Source organism: Microbulbifer maximicatervae (SeqCode) (assembly GCF_052467695.1).
In genome coordinates, this window is the sequence record NZ_CP174320.1 from 4,668,292 (window position 1) to 4,694,843 (window position 26,552).

Genomic DNA, 26,552 nt, shown 5'->3' on the forward strand with positions numbered 1-26,552 from the left:
CAATGTTTTGGCGAACCAAGGAGCGAAGGCAAAACGCACTGGCAATTTAATTGAGGGCCAGTCGTGATAAAAGGAAGTCTTCTGGCAAAACAAATGCAATCCCCAACACCGCAAGCGCCTTCGCCCGAGGCCCAGGAATTGTTATCGCAACTCCGCGATATACAAGAGCCCAATGCGGTTAATTGGTGGCCACCCGCTCCAGGCTGGTGGATGTTGGCCGTATTAATTCTTGTCTGTGTGGCCGCCGCTGTCCTATGGTGGCGGCAGCGGCGCAAAAAAGTTGAACGCAATCGCTATCGTGTCGAAGCAGCTTCACTGCTCGCCGCAGTAAATACTGAGGAGGCGGATGCAGTACCAGAAATTAATGAAATACTTAAGCGAGTGGCAGTTACAACCTATAGCCGTACAGAGTGCGGCAATCTTATCGGCACAGCATGGGTCGAATTTCTGAAAAAGTCAGCCCCACTTGAGTGCCCCTCTGATGCGCAACAAGCACTCATTGAAAACCTCTATCGCGGCAGCTGTGACCCAGACAAAAACCGAGTGCTACAGGAATATGCCATTTTATGGGTGAAGCAGCACGGACAACCCACCAAAAACAGCCCACAACACCAGGGCGGGGAGGCCGCGCATGTTTGAATTCGCCTGGCCATGGGTTTTCTTTTTAGCCCCACTCCCGCTACTCGCTCGCTGGCTGCTACCCCGCTCCAAACCCATGAGCAGCGCCCTGAAGGTGCCATTTTATTCTGAGCTATCCCAACGCGGCGGCGGCGAACAAAGCAATCTGCTCAATCTCTTTTTGCTGATTCTGATCTGGCTGCTTTTAATCAGCGCCGCAGCCCGTCCCCGGTGGTATGGGGAGCCGATATCTCAACCCAGCAGCGCAAGGGATCTCCTTATTGCCGTAGATATTTCAGGCAGCATGGAAACGCCCGATATGGTAATTAATGGCCGACCGGCGATGCGTATCAATGCAGTAAAACAGGTGGTTGGTGACTTTGTTGAACGGCGTAAAGGTGACCGTTTGGGGTTGGTATTGTTTGGGACTCGCGCCTACCTGCAAGCCCCACTCACTTACGACAGGGAGACGGTAGAAACTCTACTAAAAGAGGCCCAGATCGGCTTTGCTGGACAGGGAACTGCCATCGGCGATGCCATTGGGCTATCGGTCAAACGCCTGACCCAACGCCCCGCAGAGCAACGCGTGCTGATACTCCTCACCGATGGCGCCAACACTGCGGGGGAAGTCTCCCCGCTCAAAGCTGCCGAACTGGCACAACAAGCGGGCATTACGGTTTACACCATCGGTGTAGGTGCCGACGAAATGGTTCAACCCGGTCTTCTGGGGAGCCGTTTTGGCAGCCGCAGAATTAACCCTTCGCGAGACCTCGACAGCAAGACCCTCAAGGAAATCGCCGATAAAACCGGGGGCCGCTATTTCCGCGCCCACAACCCGCAAGAGCTGGCAGAAATCTATGCCGAACTGGATAAGTTAGAGCCTGTCGAACAGGAAGCGGAAAGTTACCGCCCCATGAAGTCCCTGTTCACCTGGCCCCTTAGTATCGCCCTACTACTGGCTGGAATTTGGGCCCTGATTCCCCTGGCGAGCAATTTTCAGCTCCCTGCCAGACGAGAAGAGTTAAGTCGTAACAATGGAGGTCAAGCCCAGTGAATATGCTCGACCTAATCCAATCCTTCCACTTCCTGCGCCCTGGGGTTCTGTGGCTGCTAATTCCCGCAGCACTACTCTGTTGGGGATTGGCAAAGATGGTGCTCAACAGCGCTCAACTGCAAAAGGTCATAGACCCAGATCTGCTGCCCCACCTTCTACTGCGCGGCGGCAGTAAAAGACCCTGGTTATTCGCATTAATATTTGCGCTGCTGGTCGCGATGATTATCGCTCTGGCCGGCCCTGCCTGGCGCAAGCTGCCAACCCCGGTGTACAGCAACCAGGATGCCCTGGTCATACTGCTAGACTTGTCACCGTCCATGATGGCGACAGATCTCTCACCCAATCGACTAACCCGCGCCCGCCTTAAAATTTTGGATATTTTGCGCCAGAGAAAAGACGGCCTCACCGCGCTCGTCGCCTATGCCGGAGAAGCCCATGTCGTCACCCCTCTTACCGAGGACACGGCTACTATCGCCAATCTGGTACCCGCGTTATCGCCCTCAATCATGCCAGTCCCCGGCAGCAATATCGAAATGGCCGTCGATACAGGAATTCGCCTGTTAAAGGACGGAGCTGCTGGGCGCGGGCAATTACTTGCCGTTACCGATGGCATAGACTCAATGGCCGCCGATGAGGTCGCCAAAGCTCTGTCCAACGCAAAAGTTGAGATGAGCATACTCGCCGTAGGCAGCGGCGAGGGCAGCCCCATCCCTAGGGGAAATACCGGTGGATTTGTGACCGACAGTAAAGGGGCCATCGTCATCTCCAATTTCGATGCCGCTGAGCTTCGCCAGCTCGCCCAATCCAGCGGAGGGCGTTTTGCCAAAATTACGGTAAATGACAGCGATATCGACTATTTACTGCCTCAAACTGACAGCCCGCAACAAGCGCAGCTCACTGAAAGGGAGTTCGACCAATGGCGGGATGAAGGGCCGCTATTACTGCTTTTAATACTACCTTTTGCAGCCCTACTCTTCCGTCGGGGAGCTCTGGCATGCGCCCTGCCCTTACTGTTGCTAACTGGGATTTCAAGTGAAAGCCAGGCTATTGAATGGCAGGATTTATGGCAACGCAAAGACCAGCAAGGCCAGCGCCTACTGGAAGAGGGACAGCCGGCAGAGGCCGCGCAAGAGTTTCACAATCCCGAATGGAAAGGCACTGCCAACTATCGCGCAGGCAACTACGCAGAGGCCCAGGAAAATTTCGCCCAAAGTAATAATTCACAGAGTCTGTACAATCTTGGCAACAGCCTGGTGCAACAGGGGGACTACGACAAAGCTATCAAAGCCTACGATGAAGCCCTGCAAAAGCAGCCCGAGTTTGCCGATGCCGAGCACAATCGGGAGATTGCTGAAAAACTGAAAGAGCTGCAAAAAAAACAGCAGCAATCCCAACAGCAGTCCGGTGAACAGCAGCAAAGCGAGCAGGAACAGAACCAGCAGGGCCAGCAGCAGAGCCAGGAACAACAACAAAACCAAGAGCAGCAAGCTGAGAACAACGAACAGCAGTTCAGCGAGCAGCAACAACAGGGCAATAATCAACAGCCCTCTGGTTCACCAGAGCCCTCTGAGCAACAACCCCAAGGCGAGCAGCAGCAGGGCTCCCAAGAAAAGGGTCAGGAAGAGCAGGAGAGCGAACAACAACAGCAAGGTGAACAACAGGGTGAAGAACAACCGCCGCAAGGGGAATCGCTACCTACTGGCGCTGCAGAAAGCCCACTCGACCAGGAAACCCAGCAAGCCCTGGACCAATGGCTCCGTCAAATTCCCGATGATCCAGCCGGCCTGATGCGCGAGAAGTTCAAATACGAGAGCCTGCAACGGCGCCGCGCCTATCGCAGCGGAGAATGGGAGCCACCGGAAAATGGGGCGACACAAAGATGGTAAAGAACAGCAGAACAATGTCGCTGGATTCAAGAACACTGATTTCAAAAATGCCTATGGACGCAATCATTAACAACCGAATAAAACTTTGGAACCTCCCACTCAGCCACGCCTTCGCTTTGCTACTTCTTGCAATAGCACTTTGTCTGTCGACACCGGTTTTAGCAAGCGATCTCAGCGCAACGGTCGATAGAGATAAGATTGGAATTGATGAGACAGTCAATTTACGTGTGCGCTATTCAGGAGACAAAAGTGGTGGACAACCGGACTTTGACTTGTTGGAACAGGATTTCGATATTCTCTCACGCCAACAGTCCAACCAGTATCGCGTTATCAATGGCCGTGCAGAGAGTTTTGTCGAGTGGGTACTGGCGCTAGCCCCCAAACGGGAAGGCAAACTGTTTATCCCCTCTTTTAACTATCAAGGAGAGGTTTCCGATGCGATTCCCGTCACAGTCACCGAGGCGCAAAGTGGACCTAACGGCGGTGAAAAGCAGGCTTTTCTGGAAGTAACACTCGACAAGGAAAAGGTCTATGTCCAAGAGCAACTGCTGGTAAAAATTCGCCTGTACACCACTATCGGCTTACACGATATCGCAACAGAGCCTCTCAAGGTTGCCGGCGCTCATGCAGAAAAAGTCGATGAGCAGCGATATGAGCGCAAGCTCAATGATGTGAGCCATGCGGTTTACGAAGTTACCTACGCCGTTTTCCCAGATAGCTCAGGCAAGCTCAGCATTCCCGCACTAACCTACGTGGCCATCGCTGGGCGCAGGGACCCCTTCTCCCTGTTTAATCGCAACAGCCAAAGGCTTCGACTTCGCTCCCAGGAGAAGTCTATTGAAGTGCTGCCAAAACCCGCTGACTACTCTGGCAGCCAATGGCTGCCCGCTGCCAGTCTCGGCATTGTTCAAAGCTGGAGCCAGGACCCGGACACCTTTGCCGTAGGCGAACCTATTACCCGAATTCTTACCGTACGTGCCGAAGGGCTCAGGGCCGCACAGTTGCCCCCACTTCCCAAACTCAACGTGGATGGCCTTAAAACTTACCCCGATCAACCGCAACAAGAAGACCAGGTTGGGCCCAACGGCGTTACCGGAAGCCGTATTGAGACAACCGCGATTGTGGCTACACAACCCGGGGACTACGAGCTTCCTCCCGTCACTGTGACCTGGTGGGATACAAAAAGCCAACGACAACGCACCACTCAACTACCGGCATTCCGCTTCTCAGTTTCCGGTACTGCTGCTGCAGTAACCAGCGACAATGAAACCAGTGCTAAAGTACCTCAGTCAGCTACACCCACCGAACAAGTCGGTACTGTGAGCCATTTTTGGCGCAACCTGGCTATTATCGCGATTGCCTCTCACTTACTGTGGGTGCTGTACTTTTTCTTTCAGAGGCGCAAACCCGCCCAGCAAATACCGAGCAACCACACCCAGGCTCCCGACTTACAACGTGAAACCCGTTCCCTTAAAAAAGCTCTGGAGAGTGAGAACCCCATCCATATCCAACAAGCCACTTTAAAGTGGTTGTCTGCAAAATGGCCACAAGTAAATGGGAAGAGCTTGGCTGAGACCGCAAGGCAACTGCACATCCCTGAGCTGGATCAGCTCCAAGCAGCTCTGGACGCCTCTATTTACAAGTCACCGGCTAGCCCTTTGGACACCAATAAGGTGGAAGCAATAGTCGACTTATTACTGAACGCGAAACCTGAAAGTGAACCCAGTGAAACGGATAGCGCCCTGCCCTCACTCTTCTCTTAACAGGAGCCACTTCAAATCAAACAGGGAAAGGTTGGCCTTCACCGCCTATGGGTAAGGCCAATTCCTGTGTATTCGAGCAATTTAAGAGGTACTTTAAATAGAATCAAGAAAAAGTTTGTGTAGATATGATTTTCTTTGCAAGCCCTAACAATTTCCAGGTTTTGATGAATCCGCCCCCAAACGCCCTGGGAACTAACACCCCCTTCACGCATTTTCACAATACATTTTGGCAAGCGCCTGAAGCTGATTTTATCCCGATAAAGAAAACGAGCTAGCAATTCAAAATCTGCCGCAACACGGTAGTTGGTTTTATATAAACCTAGCTTTTTGTAACAGTCTCGCCGCACAAAAAATGTAGGATGGGGTGGCATCCAGCCCCAGCGAAATTTAGACACCCTAAATTTACTGGAGCCATAAAAACGCACTCTTTGGCTTAAGTTGTTGCGAGCCACAATCTCCAGATCTGCATAGACAGACTGGGCTCCCGAAACCAAAAATTCATTAACAACATTTGAAATTACACGACTATCAGAATAGACATCATCAGAGTTAATTGTGCCGACTATATCGCCAGACGCCAGGCATATGCCTTTATTCATAGCATCATAAATACCCGAGTCTTTTTCAGACACAACTGCCGCGACTCGGTCTTTAAACTCAGATATTATCTCTAGCGTGCCATCAGTAGAGCCACCATCAATAATTATATGCTCAATATTTGCATAATCTTGAGCCAACACAGATAGTATTGTGTCGCGAATGGTGTCAGCACTATTTAGACAAACCGTTATCAGGCTTATTTTTATCACAAAAAGTCTCAAGTTGTCGTTTCGTGAAAAGTAAAACCTCTCTTGAGAACTTTAGTACAAATTACAATATCTGACATTCGATCAACGTAAAATACTTCTATACCAGTCGTATGTTTTCTTTAACCCTACCCCCAAGGAAGTGTGGGAATCCCACCCCAACTTCGATAGCTTTGAGGTGTCTAGCAACTTCCGCGGCACACCATCAGGCATTGACCTGTCAAATGTAATATTTCCCTCAAACCCAATGATCTCGGCGATTAAATAAGCCAGCTCCTTAACAGTGCAATCCACCCCAGTACCCACATTTAGGTGGGAGCACATAGGCTCTGTCACGGTTCGATATACTCGATCTTCCAATCCCATTACAAATACCAACGCATCAACCATATCCTCTACATACAGAAATTCTCGCCGAACATCACCACTCCCCCAAATCCTGACATTCTGCAGCCCTTCATTTTTGGCCTTGTGGAAACGATATATTAATGCAGGGATAACGTGTGAATTTGCAGAGTCAAAGTTGTCATGTGGACCATAAAGGTTTGTCGGCATAACACTGCGATAGTTACGTCCATACTGCCTTGAGTACGACTCGCACAACTTAATTCCGGCAATCTTAGCAATAGCATAAGGCTCGTTAGTCGTCTCCAACCTGCCCCCAAGCAGGTCCTGCTCCCGTATCGGTTGGGGGGAATCCCTCGGATAAATACAAGACGACCCAATAAACAGCAAATTTTGGATATCGGCCTTGTGAGCCTGATGGATTACATTGCACTGAATCATCAGATTCTGGTAAATAAAATCAGCTGGGAGCTTGCTATTCGCCAATATGCCCCCCACTTTTGCCGCAGCCAAATAAACAGTATCAATCGACTCCGAATTAAAAAAATCAGAAACAGCATCAGCATCTGTCAAGTCCAGCGAATCTCGAGGGCAAGTAATGACTTCACAGTTTTTTACCGGTCTCAGCCTCTGAATTAATGCCGAACCAACCATACCCCGATGACCTGCGACAAAAACTCTCTGGGAGTATTTCACTAACTACTCCTCAAAAATAGGCTCAGTGCGATAACCATTCCCAGCCAACAACAAATTCCGCTTCGCTTCCCTCAAATCATACTTAACCATCTCCCCAACTAAATCTTTCAAAGTTGTTTTAGGTACCCACCCCAGTTCTTGACGAGCCAATGAGGCATCACCTACTAGTGATACCACCTCTGTCGGGCGAAAATAACGAGAGTCCACTTTAACAATTACATCTCCACACTTAACTGCTGGAGCATCTTCTCCCACAATTGAAGCAACAACACCTACCTCTTTCTGCCCCTCTCCATGAAACTCTACCTCTATCCCCAACTCTTGAGCACAATTACGAACAAAATCTCGAACGGAGTATTGCAGCCCTGTAGAGATGATAAAATCCCTAGGACTTTCTTGCTGCAACATCAACCATTGCATTTCAACATAGTCTCTAGCATGGCCCCAGTCCCTCAGTGCATTCAGCTCCCCCAAATACAGGCACCGCTCTAAACCTTGGGCAACATTTGCCAAACCCCGGCTTATCTTTCGAGTAACAAAAGTTTCACCACGCCGTGATGACTCGTGATTAAATAAGATTCCATTGCAAGCATATAAGCCATAGGCCTCGCGGAAATTGACCACGGTCCAATAAGCAAACAACTTTGCAATTGAGTATGGAGAGCGAGGGTAAAAAGGAGTGTTTTCATCCTGAGGGGAAACTTTGGCAGCACCGTAAAGCTCCGACGTTGAGGCTTGATAAAACCTGGTTTTATCCAACCCCAGAAGACGCATCCCCTCAAGTATTCTGAGGGTTCCAAGCCCGTTCACATTTGCAGTATATTCAGGGCATTCAAAACTGACCGCAACATGAGACTGAGCACCCAAATTATAGATTTCATCAGGCCGCACCTCCTGAAGAATTCGGGTCAAATTGCTCGTATCGGTAAGGTCTCCATAGTGAAGAAAAAACCTTCTACTATCATCTTGCGGCCCTTGGTACAAGTGATCTATGCGGCTCGTATTAAATGAAGAGGACCTTCTTTTAACCCCATGAACCTCGTACCCTTTCGCCAATAAAAATTCAGCTAAATAAGAGCCATCCTGGCCTGTAATTCCAGTCACTAGCGCCTTTTTCATTCGGCAAATACCTTATCAGTTATTTTTTTAGTAAATATCTTTGGGTACACTTCATTGATCATCAACGACGCTCCGGCGTCGCCCCTGCAACCAACTTAACAACTTCAAAAACCTCAACAAGCCATAACTGAAACTGAACCAAAACCGAAAAAAATCTAAACTTTAAGGGGTGCTCATTCCTACCTAAAAAATAGAGCGCTGACCTAAATGGAGGGCAAAGTGTTCGCAAAATTACGCCCAACCTTGCAATTCCATGACTTTTTGAGAACTGCCCTCCCTTCACTCTCCTTGCCTTAACAGCCAAGGAATACCAAGAATTTCTCACCCTATGAGCCACAACAGCTTGTGGAAGATAAATCAATTCTCCTCCACACACTGTCGCACGAGCACAAAAATCAAAATCACCCCCAGAATATAAACTCTCATTGAACATACCCACTTGCTCAACAAATGATTTCCGAACAGCTAAATTAGCAGTTGCAGCCACTCCAGACTGCACATATTTCTCTTGAGGAATACCTTTCACGTAGTCGTATATATGATAAACACCACAATCAAAATTATTTTTCACACAAACAACGCGACCAGCAAATAATGCGTTGTGAGAATCACAATTTAGAATAGCTGCATTAATTTCCTCCACCCAGCAAGGAGCAGGCAAGCAATCTGCATCAGTAAAGAGAAGCCATTCTCCTCTTGCGAACTGTATTCCTAAATTTCTAGCAGCATAGGCTCCAGGGGTAGAACATTTGAGGATTTTAAGGGAAAAGGAATATTTCTGCTTCAGAAAGGCAACAGGAGGGTCATTGGCAACTAAAACTAACTCAAAGTCTGTCCTCTTGAATGACTGGCTTTCTAAATGAGATAAAAGCCCAGCAATAAAACACCAATGTTGATACACAGGAACAATTATCGAGAATTTGGGTTCCATTTGAGCATCCTTGCTCAACCAATCAAAAAATTAAAAGTCAAACAAAAATACAAATTTAACAACTAGCACATAATTTAAAATAAACAAGAAAATATACAAAAGCGGCGGAAAATAACACCAATTTGATCAACATATAGATAAGCTGCCGCCTCTGGGGTCAGACTTGGCAAGGCTCTGCCATTCCAGCGTGCAGAGTAAATATGGCCTCCATGAACCGGCAAGTTCTATAAGGAGGCCATATACGAGATTTGCAATGCCATGCTCACGTGAAGCATTATTGCCGGTACCACGTGGTTTTTTGTGCCCAAGTATCGAAAGAAAGTGTTATTTGGAGCACTGAGGCGGGGGATTGAAGCAATATTTCGAGACTTATGCTGTCAAGTTGGTCGAGGGTACGCAATGAGAGATCACATCCATATGTTGTTAATGATTCCTCCGAAGTTCAGTGTTTCCAATAGGGTTGGATTTCTGAAAGGGAAGTCTGCGGTTCAGATATTTCGTAGATACAAGCATGTACAGAGAAATTATACAGGAAGACACTTTTGGGCTCGCGGCTACTGCGTAAGTACAGTAGGGTTCGACGAGTAAATGATTCGAGAGCACATTAAGAGTCAAGAGGTTGAAGAGCGCCGTCAAGAGCAGAGCAACTGGCGGGGTTGTAATTAGCCCCCTCAGAGGGCTTTCAGCAACCACCCTCTATGCGGGTGGTTGCTGATTATAGGTGACGGCAAAAATACCCTGCTAGAGAATGTAAAGCCTATTTCAATACCTTTATTCCTTGCCCCTGGATTGATCCATTTATAGCAAAAGCTGAATTAATAGACCTATCCTGACAGAAAATACAACAAGACTATAAAGAATCTCACATCCGACACAGCTAAGGTGAGCCCTCTAGCACAGATAACGTTTGGGCCGCAGACTCGTCCCAGCTAAACTCATCTAGCCTAATAAGAGCATTTTTTTGCAAACTCACAATCAGAGATTGCTCAATTGTGAACCTCGCTAAAGCTTTAGCCATGCCCTCAATATCTAAAGGGTCTACCAAAAGTGCCGCATTGCCTGCAACTTCCCTCATTGCCCCAAAGTTTGAAGTTAAGACTGGAGTACCTTGACTAAAAGCTTCAACAATTGGAAGGCCGAAACCTTCATATAAAGAGGGAATTAATAGCGCTCTAGCCCCCCTGTATAGAACTGGAAGGAGATCATCATTAACATAACCTAGAATCTCAACCTTTTCGCTAAGCCCCAGTCTTTCAACAACCTCTTCAATCTTTACCCCTCCCCAGCCTTTACCTCCACATATTTTCAAGGGTAAAGCTTCCTCTACAATCTCTATATATTGGCCATAAGCTTCCAATAAGCGCTGAAGATTCTTCCGAGGTTCGAGGGTTCCTACAAAAAGAAAATAATCTCTTTCACCAGTCCTTTCACAAAGAGAATCTAAGAATGGCGCTTCAGGAATAACGACAACCTTGTCCTTGCAATAGCTGAAAGAGTTCAGAATTTCATCTCCGGTACTCCCAGATACAGCAATAACCTTATCAGCTATTCGCAAAGATGGAGGCATTAACAGCCGCTCAAGCTGTAAACCCAGGCGTGACATAGTCTGTGGAAACCTTTGCCAAACTAGATCATGTATCGTAACCACTTTGGAAGTTCGCAACGGCAATAGAATAGGCAGGTGGTGACGGGGAGACCAAAAAATGTCTATCCGATCAAGCCTAGCCCAAATTGGAAACACCACTTGTGCAAACGGGGAGCTAAGGGCTCCCCATTGGATATCGCTATATCTTGTCTTAATATTATCCGAATTGGGGATATTCCCAATTAGCGGTTTATGGCTATAAAGATACCAATGATGCTCACTCTCATACATACGATCGAGCAGAGCCCGCGTATAACGACCAATTCCCGTTGTCTTCTCAGAAAGTGGCCGCGCGTCAACAGCAATCCTAGCCACTTACCCCTCGCTTTGTCCAAGTAGATCTCGATACAGCCGCTCGTAAGAAGAGGCCATTTTCTCTGCAGTAAATAACCTCTCGAAACGACTACGCCCTGCTAGCCCCATAACATTGGCCATCTCAGGCTCATACCACAGCTTCGCCATAGCCTCTCGTAGAGCATAGTGATTAGCAGGCTCTACTACATACCCTGTTTCACCATGTAAATTTACATAGCTAGTGCCAGTTCCAATTTCACAAGATACCAGTGGCTTCCCGCACATCAGCCCCTCAACTAAAGTCACACCAAAAGCCTCAGATCGCAAATGTGAGGGGAATACCACTGCGCGACAAAGGGACAATAGAGCCATTTTATCCTCATCGCTGATGAAGCCTGCAAAAATGACGTTATCCGCCCCCAGGCTCATCGCCAACGCTTCAAGGCGCTCCTTTTCTGGTCCTTTGCCAGCAATAATGACGCGATATGACTGGCCGGCCGCTGCTCTTATCAAAAATTCTAAGCCCTTGTAGTATCGTAAAACACCTACAAACAACATAAAATCACGACCAAATTTAGCCTCTACCGATTTGATACCATGACTCTCTACTTGGGGGTAACTATCTTCAGATATTCCGATGGGTATAACTCTTACTTTATCCTTATACTCTAACAGTACCTCACTCGTTTCTAAGTAGGCTTGTGACGTCGCTACAATAGAATTTGCTCGCCCGAGAAAATACTTCATTAACGGCCTATATAATGCCCCCCAAAATCTCTGGCGAACTATATCTGAGTGGTAAGTAACAACTAACGGCCGAGAACGCCCCGCAAGTAGATAGCTCAAATCACCAAAAGGCCATGGAAAGTGGAAATGTATGATATCAGGATCTTTTTGGAAGAGGCGAAGTATCAGACTGGGTCCCACACAACATGAGGCAATTGAAAACCACCTCTTAGAACTACTAACCTTAACGTGCGCGTAACGCATCTTACTTTTTGGCGACTCAGACAAGGTCAGAACCTCCCCATCTGCCCTACGGGCAATCTCAAGGATAACTTGCTCTATCCCACCTTGACTTTCGGGGAAAAATGTTCTGTAGCAATGAAGAATCTTAGCCGAGCCTTTCAAACTATCACCCTAATCACAATTTGGATAGTTATTATACACCTTATCGACATAACCATAGCTATCTACTACTTCATCTCTTGGACAACTTAAACTTATCACTTGTTAGCAGCAGACACTGCTGGCTACTGTTTTTAAACAAAATATTGTATATTTGTACTCTTGACGCGAATGGCAATGGCCAACTGCGATGGTAAATATGGCGATCATATCTAGCCAGAAAACGCTCTGAGAAAGCTCATAGGGTTTTCCACTTAAACAGTGAGTTCAGTGTAGATGTTAAAAAATTACCTGAGTATTATCTGGATTCGCGGCCTAAGCGCCCTTAAAGCGGATTCAGAAAATTCTTATTTAGGGTCACTTTGGTGGGTGCTTGAGCCCATATTGCTAACAGGGCTATTTTACATTGCCTTTTCTATGGGCCTGAGAAATGGAGGAAGTGGATCTAGCTTCATTTATTTTTTAATTTGCGCCCTAATTCCTTTCAAATGGACTTCCTCCTCCATCAATGGAGGCGCCACATCGATTAGCAGCAACAAAGGCATCCTCAACCAATTTTATCTGCCAAAGTGGATATTTCCCGCAACGATAAATTTGTCGATGCTATTACGCTTTTTGGTTGTTCTTCCGTTACTATGTCTATTCTTGGCTTTTCAAGGGTTTGAACCAAGCCTCCACTGGCTCTCCCTAGTGCAGATTGTGATGTGCCAATTCTTTATCAACCTGGGCCTCAGTTTTATTGCCGCGGCTATTGTCCCCCTTATTCCTGATACAAAACATCTCATTAGTCTTGGGATGACCGCAATACTATTTACCTCTGGAATATTTTTCGATGTGAACAGTCGCTCTCAAGCCGCCCAGGACATTTTATATCTTAATCCTTTTGTGGAAATCTTTGACTCTTATCGCGCAATTCTTTTGCGCGGTGAAGTAATAACTAGTTCCGATCTCTTTTACCCTTATGCATTCTCCCTAATTTCAATCACGCTAGGATTTATAATTCTACAGAGATTTGATAGGTATTACCCAAGGACTCTTATATGAACGGTGAAGTACTAACATTTGAAGATGTAGGAGTTGGGTTTCGCCGCCGTCTGAATCCATTTAGTAAAAAGCGCTATATCTTAGAAGGGCTGAGTTTTGAGCTCTACCAAGGGGAAACCCTTGGTGTCATTGGGCGCAACGGGGCAGGAAAGTCAACCCTTCTGAAATTGTTAGCAGGCATTATTCAACCAGATAAAGGGCGGATATCACGCCCCAAAGGGATCAAATCCCAACTTCTCTCCTTAAATTTAGGGTTCAATAAAAATCTGAGTGGGTATGATAACGCTGTAATGGCCCTTGTAACCCAGGGGAAGTCGATTTCTGAAGCGAAAGCACTAGCTTCAGAAATTGCTAAATTTGGGGAAATTGAGCACCTAATGGAGCAACCGGTTGGAACATATTCAGCGGGAGAAAGGGCACGTTTGGGCTTTTCTATTGCTATTCGTACTACACCAGAGATACTTCTACTTGATGAGATCCTAGGAGTGGGCGATAAAAAGTTTAAGAAAAGATCATCTCAGGAATTAAAGAAAAAAGTAAAGTCGAATCAAACGGTCGTTCTCGTGTCACACTCAATTCGCACACTAAACAAATTCTGTGATCGCGTACTCTGGATAGACGAGGGTAAAGTAAAAATGCTAGGCAGTACTGAAAGAGTGTTAGATTGCTATTCTGAGGATACTATTCACTCTTGACTCTAGGTTAAGTCACTCTGAATAAGCAATACATCAAAGCACGTTTTAAATACAATGATCTCGAATGCATAGAAACATCCACCTCTCGATGGTTTTATAGAAAGTGCCCCCTATTCTCACTCCAAGGAAAAATAGGAGCTTGATAACTAGAAGGAAAATCATCTTCAGCCATTTAGTTTAAGTAATTCAGACTTGATCTGATAATTTGTAGTAGTTCAGACTTGATCTGACAGTTACCGGTTTTTCAGGAGGTGCTCTGTCAGGTCAAATTCAGTTTACGAGCTTTTCCTTCCAGATGCTTTTTCCATCTTCAAGAGTGGCTAACGGTGTTCGACCGCAACACTTCTTACCCTGATGGGTTCTCTCATTATTGTAATATGTGAGCCACTCGTCCAGATCCTTTTGTAACTCTTCTATTGATCCATAGATCTTGCGGCGTAATGAAGGTTGGTAGAACTCTTGTAGAATAGTTTTATGGAAGCGCTCACAGATCCTGTTAGTTTGTGGGTGTAGTGGTCTAATCCTTCCGGACACTTCGCTAAGATGGTAAAACTACCAAGCGAGGTGAAGTATGACAACAAAAGGTACACGTCGGCATTTCAAGCCGGAATTTAAGAAAGACGCCGTAGCGCTAGTCTCTGAGCAAGGGTATTCAATTTCTAAAGCAGCAGAGGCTGTAGGAACAACAGCCAATAACCTGCGACGCTGGATAAAGGAACTGAAGCAGGAAGAAGACGGTGTGAGGTTGGATGTAGGTGAGCGCGCAGAATTAGAGCGATTACGATGTGAAAATAAGCAGTTGCGGATGGAGAAAGAAATCCTAAAAAAGGCCAGCGCCTTCTTTGCGAAAGAAATGAAATAAAGTACAGCTTTATTGAAAAACAGCAAGGCAGCTTTCCTGTTAGGGTGCTCTGCCGGGTAATGCAGGTAAGTAAGTCTGGTTATTACGATTGGTGTTGCCGTGGTAATAGCTCAATAGATGCTCAAACATGGCAACTATGCCATCGTTTGAAGGCCCTATTTGCAGAATCTAGACAGAGCCTGGGAAGTCGTCGGTTAATGAAGCTGTTACGTAAAGAAGGCTTTGAAGTCGGGCGCTATCGAGTCCGCAAGCTCATGAAAAAGCTAGGCTTGGCAGTAAAGCGCAAGAAGCGATTTACACTGACGACAGACAGTAAACATCACCTGCCGGTCGCAGAGAACCTTCTAAATAGGGAGTTCTCACCGAGTGCTAAAAATCAAGTTTGGACGACTGATATTACATATATTTGGACTTCGCAGGGCTGGTTGTACTTGGCGGTAGTGATTGATCTCTATTCGCGCCGGATTATTGGTTGGCATCTAGATCGGAAGATGGAAACGGCCCTGGTAACTCGTGCGTTGATGATGGCTGTCAATTTGCGTTCGCCCCCAAAAGGTCTCCTGCATCACTCTGATCGTGGCAGTCAGTATGCCAGCCATACCTACCAAATGTTATTGAGTCAGCAGGGGATGGTGTGTTCAATGAGCCGTAAGGGAAATTGTTGGGACAACGCACCGACTGAACGTTTCTTCAGCAGCCTGAAGCGGGAGTGGTTAACGGGAAACCTTTATCCGACAAGGGAGGATGCGGTAGCAGATGTAAGAGCCTATATTGCTTATTACAACTCACGAAGAATACATACAACACTGGGAGACCTAGCCCCTATCGAATTTGAGAAATGTGCTTAAAGAAGTGTCCGCTTGGAGTTGACCACAACACAGGTTTGCTTTTAGGTCAACCCTGCGACGCTTTAAAGTCTGTGAACTCATATGTAGTAGTTCAGACTTGATCTGACAGTTACCGGTTTTTCAGGAGGTGCTCTGTCAGGTCAAATTCAGTTTACGAGCTTTTCCTTCCAGATGCTTTTTCCATCTTCAAGAGTGGCTAACGGTGTTCGACCGCAACACTTCTTACCCTGATGGGTTCTCTCATTATTGTAATATGTGAGCCACTCGTCCAGATCCTTTTGTAACTCTTCTATTGATCCATAGATCTTGCGGCGTAATGAAGGTTGGTAGAACTCTTGTAGAATAGTTTTATGGAAGCGCTCACAGATCCCGTTAGTTTGTGGATGTCTGGCTTTTGTCTTGGTGTGTTCTATTTCGTTCACACTTAGATATAACTGGTAGTCGTGCTGTTCCAATTTGCCACAATACTCTGTACCGCGATCAGTTAGGATACGCAGCACCGGTAGATCATGTAAGGCATAAAACGGTAGTACACGGTCATTCAGGAGGTCTGCCGCAGTGATTGGCGTTTTGGTGGTGTACAGCTTGCAATGAGCCACCTTCGCATAGGTATCGATATAGGTTTGTTGGTAGACACGTCCGACGCCCTTAAAGGTTCCTACATAGAAGGTATCCTGCGAGCCCAGATAACCAGGGTGTTGAGTATCAATTTCACCACAGGCTTCATCATCATGCCGTTTTCTCTCCAAAGCCTGAACCTGTGACTCCGTGAGGATCAGTCCCTCCTCAGCGACCTTGGCCTCAAGTGCCTTTAATCGCAATTTGAAGTTAGCTAGGTCATGCCGTAACCAGATACTCCGAACGCCACTAGGGGACACAAATACACCGCGTTTACGCAGTTCATTGGAAACTCGAACCTGCCCATGGGCAGGCTCTTGGAGGGCATAAGTTAACACTGCCTCTTCAATGACTGTGTCAACACGGTTCTTGTGGTTGGGTACACGCCGGTTCTTCTCAAGAAGGGCGTCCACGCCACCACTTGAAACGGCTTCCTTGTACCGATAGAAAGTGTCTCTCGATACACCCAGCATCTTACATGCTTTGGAGATATTTCCGAGTTCTTCTGCCAGATTTAGCAATCCGGTCTTGTGTTTGATGATGCGATCATTAGTATGGATCATGGGGTTTATCCTTGGTTTTGCTTTTAGGTTTAGGCACCTTCATCAAAACCGGTAAACCCCTCTTTTTCAAGAGGATGTGTCAGATTTGGTCTGAACTAATACAACTCATACGTAAGGCTGGCTTGGCATATTAGTTACCTAACCTATACAAGCACAAGAGAGAAATAGTCGAGCACATAGTATACCGAATAAGCTTGATCGCCAATTTAATAAAGAAAAATCCAGTCAAATTTTGTATGGTAGCTTTACCTATATCTAGACTGGTTCAAGCAGGTGCTACCTGGCTTTCGCCATAGGTTTACGCGCTCGTCGTATTGCTGGATGAGCCCTCTTTTAGAAGCCTGATACCATACATTAACGATAAAACCGCATGGAATGGCCTGGGGACAGCAAGGAAAACCCAATGAAGTTATGTTCCACTCGAACCAAGATAGTCTGCACACTAGTCATCAGTTCCGCCAACACTCTAGTGCTACCGAATGACCAAGGGCATAAGTTGTGCACATAAACTACCGAGATAATGCATTAATCAAAATGCTGTTTCGGAGCCTGAAATGTGATTAGCTACCGTCTCTCGGTTACCCCCCCCCATCATAGAAGAAAGCCAAGCCATCGTATTAACTGATCACTCACCGCAACAGGAATACCCCACTAACACAATGACGAGGAACCACCTGGAAAAGCGGAAGAAAAAATTAACTTACTACCCGTAAATAGCTAGCGACTTCACAACCTTATCCCGGCCCAAGGAACTATATGACCTTTGAGCAAAACCACACAATAAGTATACCAGGATTATCATTCTGATTTTTGTAGACAAGGTAGTAAGATCATAGCCTTCCAAACACTGAGTGATTGGCAAGCTGATTACTCACTGCCGCCTTGTCCACCATAGTTGTTCAAAAAAGGTAATAAATAATCCAACAACTGAGAAATGCCAATGACCATATTAATTAAATTAAATAAAGCTCATACAGGCCCAATCTGACATACACTTAATCATAAGAAGACATCATCTAAGATTGAGCCTGAGCTACAAATTTCAAATACATCCTAATGGTATTAAAAACCAAAAAAACAAACCTAGCTAAGATAAATTACTTTCCTAACCAATGAGACAAATCTCGATTAATAAGTCCTGACAACTTTTCAACATCCCGGGCATAATATTCACGCAACTGATCTTGAGTAGCATCGGTTAGAGAAGGAATAACATCCCACCCAGAACTCTTTCTCTTGCTTACAATTTTTTTCTTCTTTGCATTTACATAGAAATTTAAACGCTCCCCCTGAAGATCATTATCCAACCCTAAGTAATCCATCACACTCTTGACAAGAGCTTTCTTTTTGTCTAGATCATCGTACAAATAAAATTGTATCTCAGGAAAATAGTCCAGCCAAAACTCTGTAATTTCAGCGTACCTGCCAAGAGAGAGCATATGGTGCTCATCAGTTATCACATCAAGGTCTCTAACATAATCAAAGCGGCCAGCCATCATATGATGAATGTAAGCTGACTCATATCTCGCCACGGGGTCACGAAAAAGAACTATTATTTTAGGCGACCCCAATAAGGACTGGATATTTTTGGCAACATCTACCCCCCTTTTGGGCAACCTAAAGTAATGAGGTGTACTTTCCATATAATATTGATATTTTTTCGGCGTATCAAAATGCCTCGAGTAGCTCTCTACACCCTCCATAAAATTGGACTTATTAAAGAAATTTAGCTCCTTAATCTCTGAACCATAAATGTACTGCGATTTTGATAAGCAGTGATGGAGCCAAGTAGTTCCAGACTTCTGGCAACCAGCAATAAGCAAATTAGGTAACGTCACTCTTACACCCCTAAAACGATACAATCTGACTTAGACTCACCTAGAAGCGAGCGCAAACATGATATAAAACAATACAAATTCTCTTCTCCAGGCAGCTAAAGAGCTACTCCTACAACCTCATCACTCCCGCAATATTTCTTGCTATCTTATCATAAGTCAAATTTTCCTGGATTAATCTCTGTGCGTTCATAACAGCTTTAATAATTGTATCTTTTGAACCCAAGAACGCGGAAACCTTTTCAGAACTATCGCGGACGCTGTTGATATCTAGGTACATGCCATTATTCTCTAAGACAAAATCACGCATTCCCCCCTCGTGAGAAACAGCTATTGGAACTCCCCGCATAGTCGCCTCAAGCATTACAATACCGAACCCTTCAACTTGCCCTTTCTTTAGTCGCTTAGAAGGCAAACACAACAAATCCATATTATCTATTGCTTTCCACTTCTCTTCCTCCGACACTTTACCAAGCCATGCGACTCGCTTATCGACATCCAACTTTAGAGCAAGGGCTTTCAGCTTGTCCGCATCTGGACCATCCCCCACAACCAGTAATTCGTATTCTGGTAAGTTTTTGAGTAATTCTAATAAAAAGCTAACATTCTTGGATTCTACTAAACGCCCAACGAAACCAAGCACTTTGTTCGGCTGATATTCATTTCTCAATTGAAATCTACTAACAGGGACAACTTTCATTTTAGTAAAAGTATCAGCATCTAAGCCACAGCCAGTCACAAAGACACCATCAGTCCTGATTTCCTTAACAATACCAGATGTCTCACTACTATTTGTAAATATAAAATCAACCTCTTTTACCAAGCCTAAAGTTTGCTGCCGCAAGGTTTTAAAGGGTGATATGTACCCTAGGCACTTATGCAAGAACTTATCCACATGAAGGATTTGGCTTTTAAGCTCAAAACCATGAAAATAGCAAGAGATTCTAATTCCGTTCTCTCTTGCAAATTCAAGTGCAGGGATACCGTAATAGAATGGATGCAAAAGTAGAACCTGATCAAACATACCCAAAGAGTTAAGGAAACTCTTAATTCGTTTCCTTTCTTGAGCCCCCCTAACCCCCCCTCTTAGCTCTGGCCTTGAATCGAGATCAGCCACCAGTTTATAGTGAGCGATATAGTCCTTCGGGACTAGCGAATCTGCTGGAGCAACAACTGTAACATCCCAACCAACCTGACAAAATCCATTTGCCAAATGGTGAGTCATCAGAGAAATACCACCAATTTTTGGGAAATAATCAACACTTAAAATTATTAACTTAGACACTCGAGGAAAGCCCATTCCATTCGGAGGTTAATCGTTTCGCTGATTCTTGCGACTCAAAGAGGGACTCAACGTGCTCACGGGCATTGAGTCCAATTTTGTCTGCGAGAACAGAATTATTTATCAATGATGCTATTGATCTTGCAAAGGCAATTCTATCATTTGGCTCAACAAGAATACCTGTTTGACCATCCAGTATATTCTCTTTAAGCCCTCCCACAGAATATGCAACAATAGGCCTGGACGACATTGCAGCTTCAAATGGCACCCGCCCGAAAGGTTCTGGCCAAACAGTTGGGCAAGCAATGACTGTTGACCTAGCATATGCTCGGTATAACTCTTTCCGCCCAAGAAAACCCGCAACCCAAAAGTGATCAAGAAGCCCTTCTGACTGAGCATCCCCCAATATCTTTTCTGCAAGCTGGCCTCGCCCAGCAATAACCACCCTAAAATCACCAACTAACGCCTTGAGGTGCTTAGCAATCTCAATAAGTTGCCATTGTCCCTTATTGTGCCCAATCATACCCACAACCAGTATCTCGGGTATCGAACTCTTTTCAATCCCTTTTTGAGACCTGTCAATCTCTTTTGAGGATTCAATTAAGTTAGGAATTTTAACTACACTTCGATTAGGCAAAATGGAGCCAATTTGATCGCATAAGAACTGACTTGTTGTGGCAATAACGGCGGACTTCCCTAAGGCCTCTTGGCGAATCCGTAACGACTCATCCATAAGTGACTTCACCTTTTCCTCTACAACTACAGGAAACTTATTGTCCACGCAGCTTTTATCGCACTCTATACATATAGAACCTTTCACATTTGTAGCTTGATTTTTATGAGCACAAAAAAATCTATTATCTCTAACGTAGGATATTACAGGTATAGGTAGATCCACCTGACTTGCCAACACTATACTTCTATAATTATCAGCATGGATTACATCCGGACTAACTTCGAAAATAACATCCTTTAGTACCTGAGCAGCCCTGGAATTAATTAAGTAGTCAGCATCCATCAAAGGCAGAGCGCCAACTTTTCCAGGCCACAGCTTACGTATCACTCCCGCTAGAGCTACCCTTTGTAAGGTCTTAAAGTTTCCTCTAGAAAAATTTCTCACAAAATGCTTGATGAGACGAAATAACAACCGAATCTTTCCCGCCGAAACCGCACTAACTGGCCATGAATCCTCAAATGGGATCCGGTAAACAATACGATCTCGGTAAATTTCTTTTTTTAAGGCATATCGACCCGGCGATAGGGCTGCAATCACAACCTTAAGATTATGATGCTCCATCTCCGAAAGCATATTATCCAAGCTAAGCTCAGCCCCCCCAGACACCTCTGGCGGAAACTTATCTGTGATAACTAATATCGTCTTATAAAACATCACTTCCCTCTACAGCAGGGCTACCCTTGCGTTAAAATTAAATTTTAGATTGCACCTACATTTTTCTTACAAACTAAATCACCCGTCCATATACATCATCGAAACGAACAATATCATCCTCCCCAAGGTAACTACCACTCTGCACTTCAATGATTTCTAACGGTAACAACCCAGGATTTTTTAGTCGGTGTTTAGCCCCTACCGGAATATAGACACTCTCATTTTCAGCAAGCATTAATTCTTCGTCCCCCCGCTGAACCAATGCGGTTCCCGAAACGACAACCCAATGCTCTGCTCTATGATGATGCATTTGTAATGATAAGCTGGCTCCAGCATTAACTGTGATCCGCTTTACCTGAAATCGATCTCCCGCACCAATCGAATCATATCGCCCCCAAGGGCGTACAACCTCTCGATGATTAATATGCTCATTACGTCCGGCAGTCTTAATTTTATTCACTATTGCCTTTACTTCTTGGGCACGATCTTTTGAGGCAACGAGAGTAGCGTCCTTAGTATCAATGACTATCAAATCTTCTACACCAACAGCGGCCACTAAATGATCCTCCCCAAACACTAAAGAGTTTTTACAGTCTTCAATGATTACATCTCCAATTGCAGCATTACCGTTATCATCTTTTGCTAGGGCTTCCCAAAGAGAAGACCATGAACCAACATCAGACCAGCTACACCCCAGAGGAACTATGTAACCACGCCCAGTTTTCTCCATGACCGCATAATCAATGCTATCTTCGGGGATTTTTAATACATCTGGTTTCCGTAATTTAATGAAATCACTTTCAACTATCGCGTGCTGCATCGCAGAAGAGGCGGTGAAAAATATCTCTGGAGCCACACTTTCAAGCTCTCCCAAATATGTTTTCGCCCCAAAAAGAAACATCCCAGAATTCCAAAAGAAACTCCCATTATCAAAATACTCTTGAGCAGTTTCAGCGTCTGGCTTTTCTGTAAACTGGCCAATTTTTTGGACGCCAGCCCCAACCTCCTCCTTACCTTGTATATACCCATACCCAGTTTCAGGGGAGGTCGGGATAATACCAAAGGTTACCAATCCGTCTTGATGAGCTGCCTCCAGTCCAGCATCAACAGCTGCATAGAATTGCTCAACCCCTTTAAGCATATGATCTGCAGGAAGCACCAATAAATTAGCCTCCTCTCCATTCAGCTCGGAAGCCAAGATTGCAGCAAATGCAATTGCTGGGGCCGTATTTCTCCCTAGAGGTTCAGTAATGATTGTAACCTGATCAAACCCTATCTCCCTAGCTTGTTGCGCTACCATAAAGCGATGCTCTTCATTGCAGACAAGGATAGGCTTCCCGAATCCCTTCACCCTCTCTAGAGTCTGCTGTAGCAAGGTTCTCTCACCTGTTAAACTCAGCAATTGCTTAGGAAGAGCTCCTCTAGATTTAGGCCACAATCTAGTACCAGCGCCACCGCACAAAATTACGGGGGAAATCTTTAAATTCGCCAAAACAAACCTCTACAATTACTTAAAAAAGAGCTATATACCTTACCTGCTAAGCACGCATTGCCCTTAATCGCTCCCAAAAATATCGCGCGTATACACCTTGCCCGCCACATCAGCTAAGTCGTCAACCAAACGATTTGCAACTATAACGTCTGACTGTATTTTAAAACTACTAAGATCCTTTAACACTTCAGAATTAAAAAACAGATCATCTTTGAGGGTCGGTTCGTGTACAATAACTCGAACTCCTTTTGCCTTTATTCTTTTCATCACACCTTGAATAGCACTGGCTCGAAAATTATCTGACCCCGACTTCATGATCAGCCGATAAACCCCCACTGTGCCAGGGTTACGACTTAAAATGCTTTCAGCAATAAAATCTTTCCTTGTTGTATTTGCATCAACTATCGCTTTGATCAGATTATTTGGTACATCATTGTAATTGGCAAGTAACTGCTTAGTATCTTTTGGCAGGCAATATCCACCATACCCAAACGAAGGGTTGTTGTAATGCCCACCAATCCTGGGATCCAACCCTACACCCTCAATGATTTCTCGAGTATTGACACCATGAACTTCCGAATATGTATCAAGTTCATTGAAGTAAGCAACCCTCATAGCTAAGTAGGTATTAGAAAATAGCTTTATAGCCTCTGCCTCTGTACTACCAGTAAAAAGTATTGGGACCTCCTTCTTGATAGCACCATTCTGCAGCAATTTTGCAAATTCCTCGCCCCTACTGGAACGCTCACCTACAATAATTCTCGACGGATATAAGTTGTCATAAAGAGCCTTACCCTCACGTAAAAATTCCGGCGAAAATATAATATTCTCACAATTAAAGCGCTCTTTTGCCTTTTCAGTATATCCAACAGGAACTGTGGACTTAATTACAATGAGAGCATCCGGATTTATTTCTACCGCTCTCTGGATCACTGCGTCCACGCTACTTGTATCAAAGTAGTTAGTGTCAGGATTATAATCGGTAGGGGTTGCAACAATAATCACTTTCGCGCCATCCATAGCCCTTGCTGGGCAAAGAGTAGCCTCGAAATTTAAATTTTCTCTCTTTAGGAATTTTTCAACTTCTGTATCAGCGATGGGCGACCTCTTTTGGTTGAGCTTTTCAACCCTTTCCCTATCAACATCTAACGCAACAACCAGATTTGATTGGGCCAATAATAAAGCGTTGGATAAACCTACATATCCTATACCAACAACAGCAATTTTTATCATATCTAACGACACCAACTCTTCAAAATTTTTGTCCGTAGAAGCTCCACAGAATTAAACTAAGTCAACCAACCCAGTTTCGACCTACACGTCTCATAAAAATTGTGATCAATCGGATGAATCAAGGTAAGCCTGTGAGGTTTTTTATGTATGCGGATTATGTCGCCGGGCTCTGTAACTATTTGGTCATGCCCATCGCAAGTTACATAAGGGCGAGTGGCATTTTGCTCTTTTACAACCAACTTAAACTCACTACTACCCTCTACAACAATTGGGCGACTACTAAGAGTGTGTGGGTTCAAAGGAACCAATACGATAGCATCCAACTTAGGATGCATTATGGGGCCCCCACCAGATAAAGCATATGCGGTTGATCCCGTAGGAGTAGAGATTATCAACCCGTCTGACCGCTGCGTGTACACAAACTGTCCGTCTATGTACAAATCAAACTCAATCATTCGGATCATTTCTCCAGGATGAAGTACCACATCATTTAGTGCAGCACCCTTGCCAATAGGTCGGCCGTCACGTGTAACGGACATATCTAGTAAAAAGCGGCTTTCAGCCATATACCTACCAGATAGCACCTCTCCAACCTTCTGCTCCACTTGCTCAGGAGTGATATCTGTCAAAAAACCCAGGCGTCCACGATTGATCCCTAGCAAGGGGACACTAAAGCGCGCTAAAGCTCTCGCAGCCCCCAGAAGGCTGCCGTCACCTCCAACGACAATTACTAAATCACAGAGTTCACCAAGCCTGTCCTTGTGTGATACCTCCGCACCGCAGCTTGTCACAGAGTCAGCAGTACCCTCTTCTAAAACAACTGTGTAACCCTCCTCTTGCAGGAAAGCCATTAAGCGCTTCAATGACGTGATGGCGCTATTGCTCTCTGTTCGACCAATAAGTCCGATCGTTTGAAACTCTGACACATTGCCCCCGTAACACTTAGGTAACAACCTTCCAAGCATGCACACTGTTCTACCTTAAAAGTGGCGTTGCACGACCAGCCATTATGCCGGAGGGCTTACAATGAGTCGAACCGCCCCATGACAGAGGACAATTTTCGACCAAAATATCAGGCGCGACCTCGCCGCCCTTGTAGACCACCAGAATGAATCACCAGCACTCTGTGACGACCATCTAGTTGACCACCCTTTGAGCAACCTGAAAGCGCCAAAAACAACTTACTCATGTACACTGGGTCAAGAGGCACTCCGGTTTCTTTTTCAAATTGATATTGAAATTTTTGCAAGCTCGCTGGGTACTTTCCGTAACCTCCACAATGATGACCACTAAGGAGCTGCCAGCCGGTAGAGCCTAGCAATCTATGACTTGAAGTACTGTGACCGCCAACACGTACCAAAGTGTCACTTAGATCTCTACTTATCTGCTTTTGCCAGCTCAACGCATCAGCAGCAATACTGTCTCCAGCCTTCAAAACCTCTACACCAACTACAGACATATTTGAGAGGCCCGCAGCGAGCCCAACAAAAGTAGTGCCTGTTCCACAAGCAACCCATACTTGATCAAACACAACAGGGGCACTTTCCTCTATAATTTGACCAAGCAGTCTCCCCCCCTCAATACCAGCCAAGCCTGCCCCACCCTCAGGTATAAAGAGCACTTCACCCTTTCTTTGCCACCTATCACCAATCAAGCCATCTATTCTTTCCTGTTTATACTTGGCTCTACTCACAAAAGACAACTCCATCCCTAATCGTCGAGCATCACTTAACGTAGCACTAAGGCTACCTGGATCCTCTCCTCTGATAATCCCAACAGTTTTAAAACCAAAACGCGCCCCAGCCGCCGCCGTTGCATGAATGTGATTGGACCAAGCCCCCCCACACGTTACTATTGTTTTTAGACCTCGACTTTTAGCCTTAATCAAACTAAATAAAAGCTTGTAAGCCTTATTTCCTGAAAGTATCGGGTCTAACAGATCATCTCGACGTACCCACACCTCTACACTGGGAAATAAATCTGCGCTTAATTTTTGGTAGGGGACTTTTGATGCAGCACTTATGAAGGACCCAATATCCAGTTTCTCAATAAATCTGATCGTCATATAAATTCAACTAAACCGAAACTCTTGATAAGATTTTAAGGCAACAATTCAGCCAACTTATAATTTTTACACCAGTTGACTTAATTAAGCTAACGCCTTTTGCAGGCTACTTAATTAGTAATCATCAATGGGCTTTTACAGTGTAAAGGAAAGCACAACCCCTTAAGAAAAGACACGGTTAGCTCGAAGGTAAAATTACAAAATACTACCCTGTCAACCAATACCCGGGTAAGCCTTACACCTATCGGCGCTTTATAGAAATTTTGAGCAGGAATTTTTACCTAGCCAAGACTCCATCAATGACGCCAAAGGCAGGAAATGCTTGAAGCAACTAATGATG

General features: G+C 45.3%; 21 protein-coding genes and 2 pseudogenes. 8 read left to right on the top strand and 15 right to left on the bottom strand.

What is annotated here, in order from left to right; translation table 11 throughout:
* Window positions 1–93 precede the first annotated feature (93 nt).
* From ACJJI8_RS20430 to ACJJI8_RS20445, 4 genes are read left to right on the top strand one after another with little or no spacing between them, the layout of a single operon-like run.
* Complete coding sequence (locus tag ACJJI8_RS20430) at window positions 94–639, top strand: DUF4381 domain-containing protein (protein ID WP_444933541.1); 546 nt, start codon at window positions 94–96, stop codon at window positions 637–639.
* Window positions 632–1,672 carry a vWA domain-containing protein gene (locus ACJJI8_RS20435; RefSeq protein WP_444893491.1) on the top strand — a complete coding sequence of 347 codons (1,041 nt, stop codon included), beginning with the start codon at window positions 632–634 and terminating at the stop codon, window positions 1,670–1,672. Before ACJJI8_RS20430 ends, ACJJI8_RS20435 begins: the two co-directional genes overlap by 8 nt.
* A 2-nt stretch (window positions 1,673–1,674) precedes the next feature.
* A complete protein-coding gene (locus ACJJI8_RS20440; protein WP_444935182.1) occupies window positions 1,675–3,558 on the top strand; it encodes a vWA domain-containing protein in 1,884 nt (627 codons plus the stop codon).
* Window positions 3,552–5,321: a BatD family protein gene (locus ACJJI8_RS20445; protein ID WP_444933542.1), complete on the top strand. Its 1,770-nt coding sequence runs from the start codon at window positions 3,552–3,554 to the stop codon at window positions 5,319–5,321. Before ACJJI8_RS20440 ends, ACJJI8_RS20445 begins: the two co-directional genes overlap by 7 nt.
* Before the next feature lie 38 nt (window positions 5,322–5,359).
* On the opposite strand, the gene ACJJI8_RS20450 is transcribed toward ACJJI8_RS20445, so the two are convergent.
* The 4 genes from ACJJI8_RS20450 to ACJJI8_RS20465 form a co-directional block, all read right to left on the bottom strand.
* Entirely contained in the window at window positions 5,360–6,130 is a 771-nt protein-coding gene (locus ACJJI8_RS20450) for a glycosyltransferase family 2 protein (protein ID WP_444933543.1), read from the bottom strand.
* A gap of 81 nt (window positions 6,131–6,211) precedes the next feature.
* Window positions 6,212–7,168 carry a GDP-L-fucose synthase family protein gene (locus ACJJI8_RS20455; RefSeq protein ID WP_444933544.1) on the bottom strand — a complete coding sequence of 319 codons (957 nt, stop codon included), beginning with the start codon at window positions 7,166–7,168 and terminating at the stop codon, window positions 6,212–6,214.
* Window positions 7,169–7,171: 3 nt separating this feature from the next.
* On the bottom strand, window positions 7,172–8,287 hold the full coding sequence (gene gmd, locus ACJJI8_RS20460; RefSeq protein WP_444933545.1) for a GDP-mannose 4,6-dehydratase: 1,116 nt from the start codon (window positions 8,285–8,287) through the stop codon (window positions 7,172–7,174).
* Between the two features lie 61 nt (window positions 8,288–8,348).
* On the bottom strand, window positions 8,349–9,218 hold the full coding sequence (locus ACJJI8_RS20465) for a glycosyltransferase family 2 protein (protein WP_444933546.1): 870 nt from the start codon (window positions 9,216–9,218) through the stop codon (window positions 8,349–8,351).
* Between the two features lie 239 nt (window positions 9,219–9,457).
* Between ACJJI8_RS20465 and tnpA the strand changes: the two are divergent.
* Window positions 9,458–9,884: pseudogene (gene tnpA / locus ACJJI8_RS20470) on the top strand (IS200/IS605 family transposase).
* A 211-nt stretch (window positions 9,885–10,095) separates the two neighbouring features.
* Here tnpA and ACJJI8_RS20475 read toward each other — a convergent pair.
* Together ACJJI8_RS20475 and ACJJI8_RS20480 are read right to left on the bottom strand one after the other, a co-directional pair.
* Complete coding sequence (locus tag ACJJI8_RS20475) at window positions 10,096–11,178, bottom strand: glycosyltransferase family 4 protein (RefSeq protein WP_444933547.1); 1,083 nt, start codon at window positions 11,176–11,178, stop codon at window positions 10,096–10,098.
* Entirely contained in the window at window positions 11,179–12,288 is a 1,110-nt protein-coding gene (locus ACJJI8_RS20480; RefSeq protein ID WP_444933548.1) for a glycosyltransferase, read from the bottom strand.
* Between the two features lie 273 nt (window positions 12,289–12,561).
* Here ACJJI8_RS20480 and ACJJI8_RS20485 point away from each other — a divergent pair, with 273 nt between their 5' ends.
* Together ACJJI8_RS20485 and ACJJI8_RS20490 are read left to right on the top strand one after the other, a co-directional pair.
* A complete protein-coding gene (locus ACJJI8_RS20485; RefSeq protein WP_444933549.1) occupies window positions 12,562–13,329 on the top strand; it encodes an ABC transporter permease in 768 nt (255 codons plus the stop codon).
* Window positions 13,326–14,024: an ABC transporter ATP-binding protein gene (locus ACJJI8_RS20490; protein ID WP_444933550.1), complete on the top strand. Its 699-nt coding sequence runs from the start codon at window positions 13,326–13,328 to the stop codon at window positions 14,022–14,024. Before ACJJI8_RS20485 ends, ACJJI8_RS20490 begins: the two co-directional genes overlap by 4 nt.
* A gap of 270 nt (window positions 14,025–14,294) precedes the next feature.
* Here the strand turns inward: ACJJI8_RS20490 and ACJJI8_RS20495 are convergent.
* Window positions 14,295–14,549, bottom strand: a pseudogene (locus ACJJI8_RS20495) (integrase core domain-containing protein); the annotation flags it as partial.
* A gap of 46 nt (window positions 14,550–14,595) precedes the next feature.
* Between ACJJI8_RS20495 and ACJJI8_RS20500 the strand changes: the two are divergent.
* Window positions 14,596–15,734 (top strand): IS3 family transposase gene (locus ACJJI8_RS20500; RefSeq protein WP_444933095.1). Its coding sequence is split into 2 segments (ribosomal slippage): window positions 14,596–14,845 and window positions 14,845–15,734, totalling 1,140 coding nucleotides; the frame shifts between segments, so codons are not numbered across the junction.
* A 146-nt stretch (window positions 15,735–15,880) separates the two neighbouring features.
* Here the strand turns inward: ACJJI8_RS20500 and ACJJI8_RS20505 are convergent.
* The 8 genes from ACJJI8_RS20505 to ACJJI8_RS20540 form a co-directional block, all read right to left on the bottom strand.
* Window positions 15,881–16,915 (bottom strand): IS481 family transposase, encoded by a 1,035-nt coding sequence (locus tag ACJJI8_RS20505; protein WP_444932638.1) that lies wholly within the window; start codon window positions 16,913–16,915, stop codon window positions 15,881–15,883.
* 1,097 nt (window positions 16,916–18,012) lie between these two features.
* Complete coding sequence (locus ACJJI8_RS20510; RefSeq protein ID WP_444933551.1) at window positions 18,013–18,753, bottom strand: sulfotransferase domain-containing protein; 741 nt, start codon at window positions 18,751–18,753, stop codon at window positions 18,013–18,015.
* 109 nt (window positions 18,754–18,862) lie between these two features.
* The gene (locus tag ACJJI8_RS20515) at window positions 18,863–20,035 is read right to left on the bottom strand and encodes a glycosyltransferase family 4 protein (RefSeq protein ID WP_444933552.1); all 1,173 of its coding nucleotides are present in this window, start codon (window positions 20,033–20,035) and stop codon (window positions 18,863–18,865) included.
* Window positions 20,028–21,422 (bottom strand): glycosyltransferase family 4 protein, encoded by a 1,395-nt coding sequence (locus ACJJI8_RS20520; protein WP_444933553.1) that lies wholly within the window; start codon window positions 21,420–21,422, stop codon window positions 20,028–20,030. Before ACJJI8_RS20520 ends, ACJJI8_RS20515 begins: the two co-directional genes overlap by 8 nt.
* A gap of 73 nt (window positions 21,423–21,495) precedes the next feature.
* Entirely contained in the window at window positions 21,496–22,899 is a 1,404-nt protein-coding gene (locus ACJJI8_RS20525) for a mannose-1-phosphate guanylyltransferase/mannose-6-phosphate isomerase (protein WP_444935183.1), read from the bottom strand.
* A gap of 78 nt (window positions 22,900–22,977) precedes the next feature.
* Window positions 22,978–24,144, bottom strand: coding sequence for a nucleotide sugar dehydrogenase (locus tag ACJJI8_RS20530; protein ID WP_444935184.1), 1,167 nt, complete (start codon window positions 24,142–24,144; stop codon window positions 22,978–22,980).
* A 59-nt stretch (window positions 24,145–24,203) separates the two neighbouring features.
* Complete coding sequence (locus ACJJI8_RS20535) at window positions 24,204–25,073, bottom strand: NAD(+) kinase (RefSeq protein WP_444933554.1); 870 nt, start codon at window positions 25,071–25,073, stop codon at window positions 24,204–24,206.
* A gap of 146 nt (window positions 25,074–25,219) precedes the next feature.
* Window positions 25,220–26,212, bottom strand: a complete 993-nt coding sequence (locus ACJJI8_RS20540; protein WP_444933555.1) for a 1-aminocyclopropane-1-carboxylate deaminase/D-cysteine desulfhydrase — start codon at window positions 26,210–26,212, stop codon at window positions 25,220–25,222.
* Window positions 26,213–26,552: the final 340 nt, after the last annotated feature.

What these genes read in the sequence shown, in the direction of transcription:
- ACJJI8_RS20430 (WP_444933541.1), top strand. Translation starts at nt 94, where the DNA reads ATGCAATCCCCAACACCGCAAGCGCCTTCGCCCGAGGCCCAGGAATTG.
- ACJJI8_RS20435 (WP_444893491.1), top strand. Translation starts at nt 632, where the DNA reads ATGTTTGAATTCGCCTGGCCATGGGTTTTCTTTTTAGCCCCACTCCCG.
- ACJJI8_RS20440 (WP_444935182.1), top strand. Translation starts at nt 1,675, where the DNA reads ATGCTCGACCTAATCCAATCCTTCCACTTCCTGCGCCCTGGGGTTCTG.
- ACJJI8_RS20445 (WP_444933542.1), top strand. Translation starts at nt 3,552, where the DNA reads ATGGTAAAGAACAGCAGAACAATGTCGCTGGATTCAAGAACACTGATT.
- gmd (WP_444933545.1), bottom strand. Translation starts at nt 8,287, where the DNA reads ATGAAAAAGGCGCTAGTGACTGGAATTACAGGCCAGGATGGCTCTTAT.
- ACJJI8_RS20465 (WP_444933546.1), bottom strand. Translation starts at nt 9,218, where the DNA reads ATGGAACCCAAATTCTCGATAATTGTTCCTGTGTATCAACATTGGTGT.
- ACJJI8_RS20485 (WP_444933549.1), top strand. Translation starts at nt 12,562, where the DNA reads ATGTTAAAAAATTACCTGAGTATTATCTGGATTCGCGGCCTAAGCGCC.
- ACJJI8_RS20490 (WP_444933550.1), top strand. Translation starts at nt 13,326, where the DNA reads ATGAACGGTGAAGTACTAACATTTGAAGATGTAGGAGTTGGGTTTCGC.
- ACJJI8_RS20505 (WP_444932638.1), bottom strand. Translation starts at nt 16,915, where the DNA reads ATGATCCATACTAATGATCGCATCATCAAACACAAGACCGGATTGCTA.
- ACJJI8_RS20520 (WP_444933553.1), bottom strand. Translation starts at nt 21,422, where the DNA reads ATGTTTTATAAGACGATATTAGTTATCACAGATAAGTTTCCGCCAGAG.
- ACJJI8_RS20540 (WP_444933555.1), bottom strand. Translation starts at nt 26,212, where the DNA reads ATGACGATCAGATTTATTGAGAAACTGGATATTGGGTCCTTCATAAGT.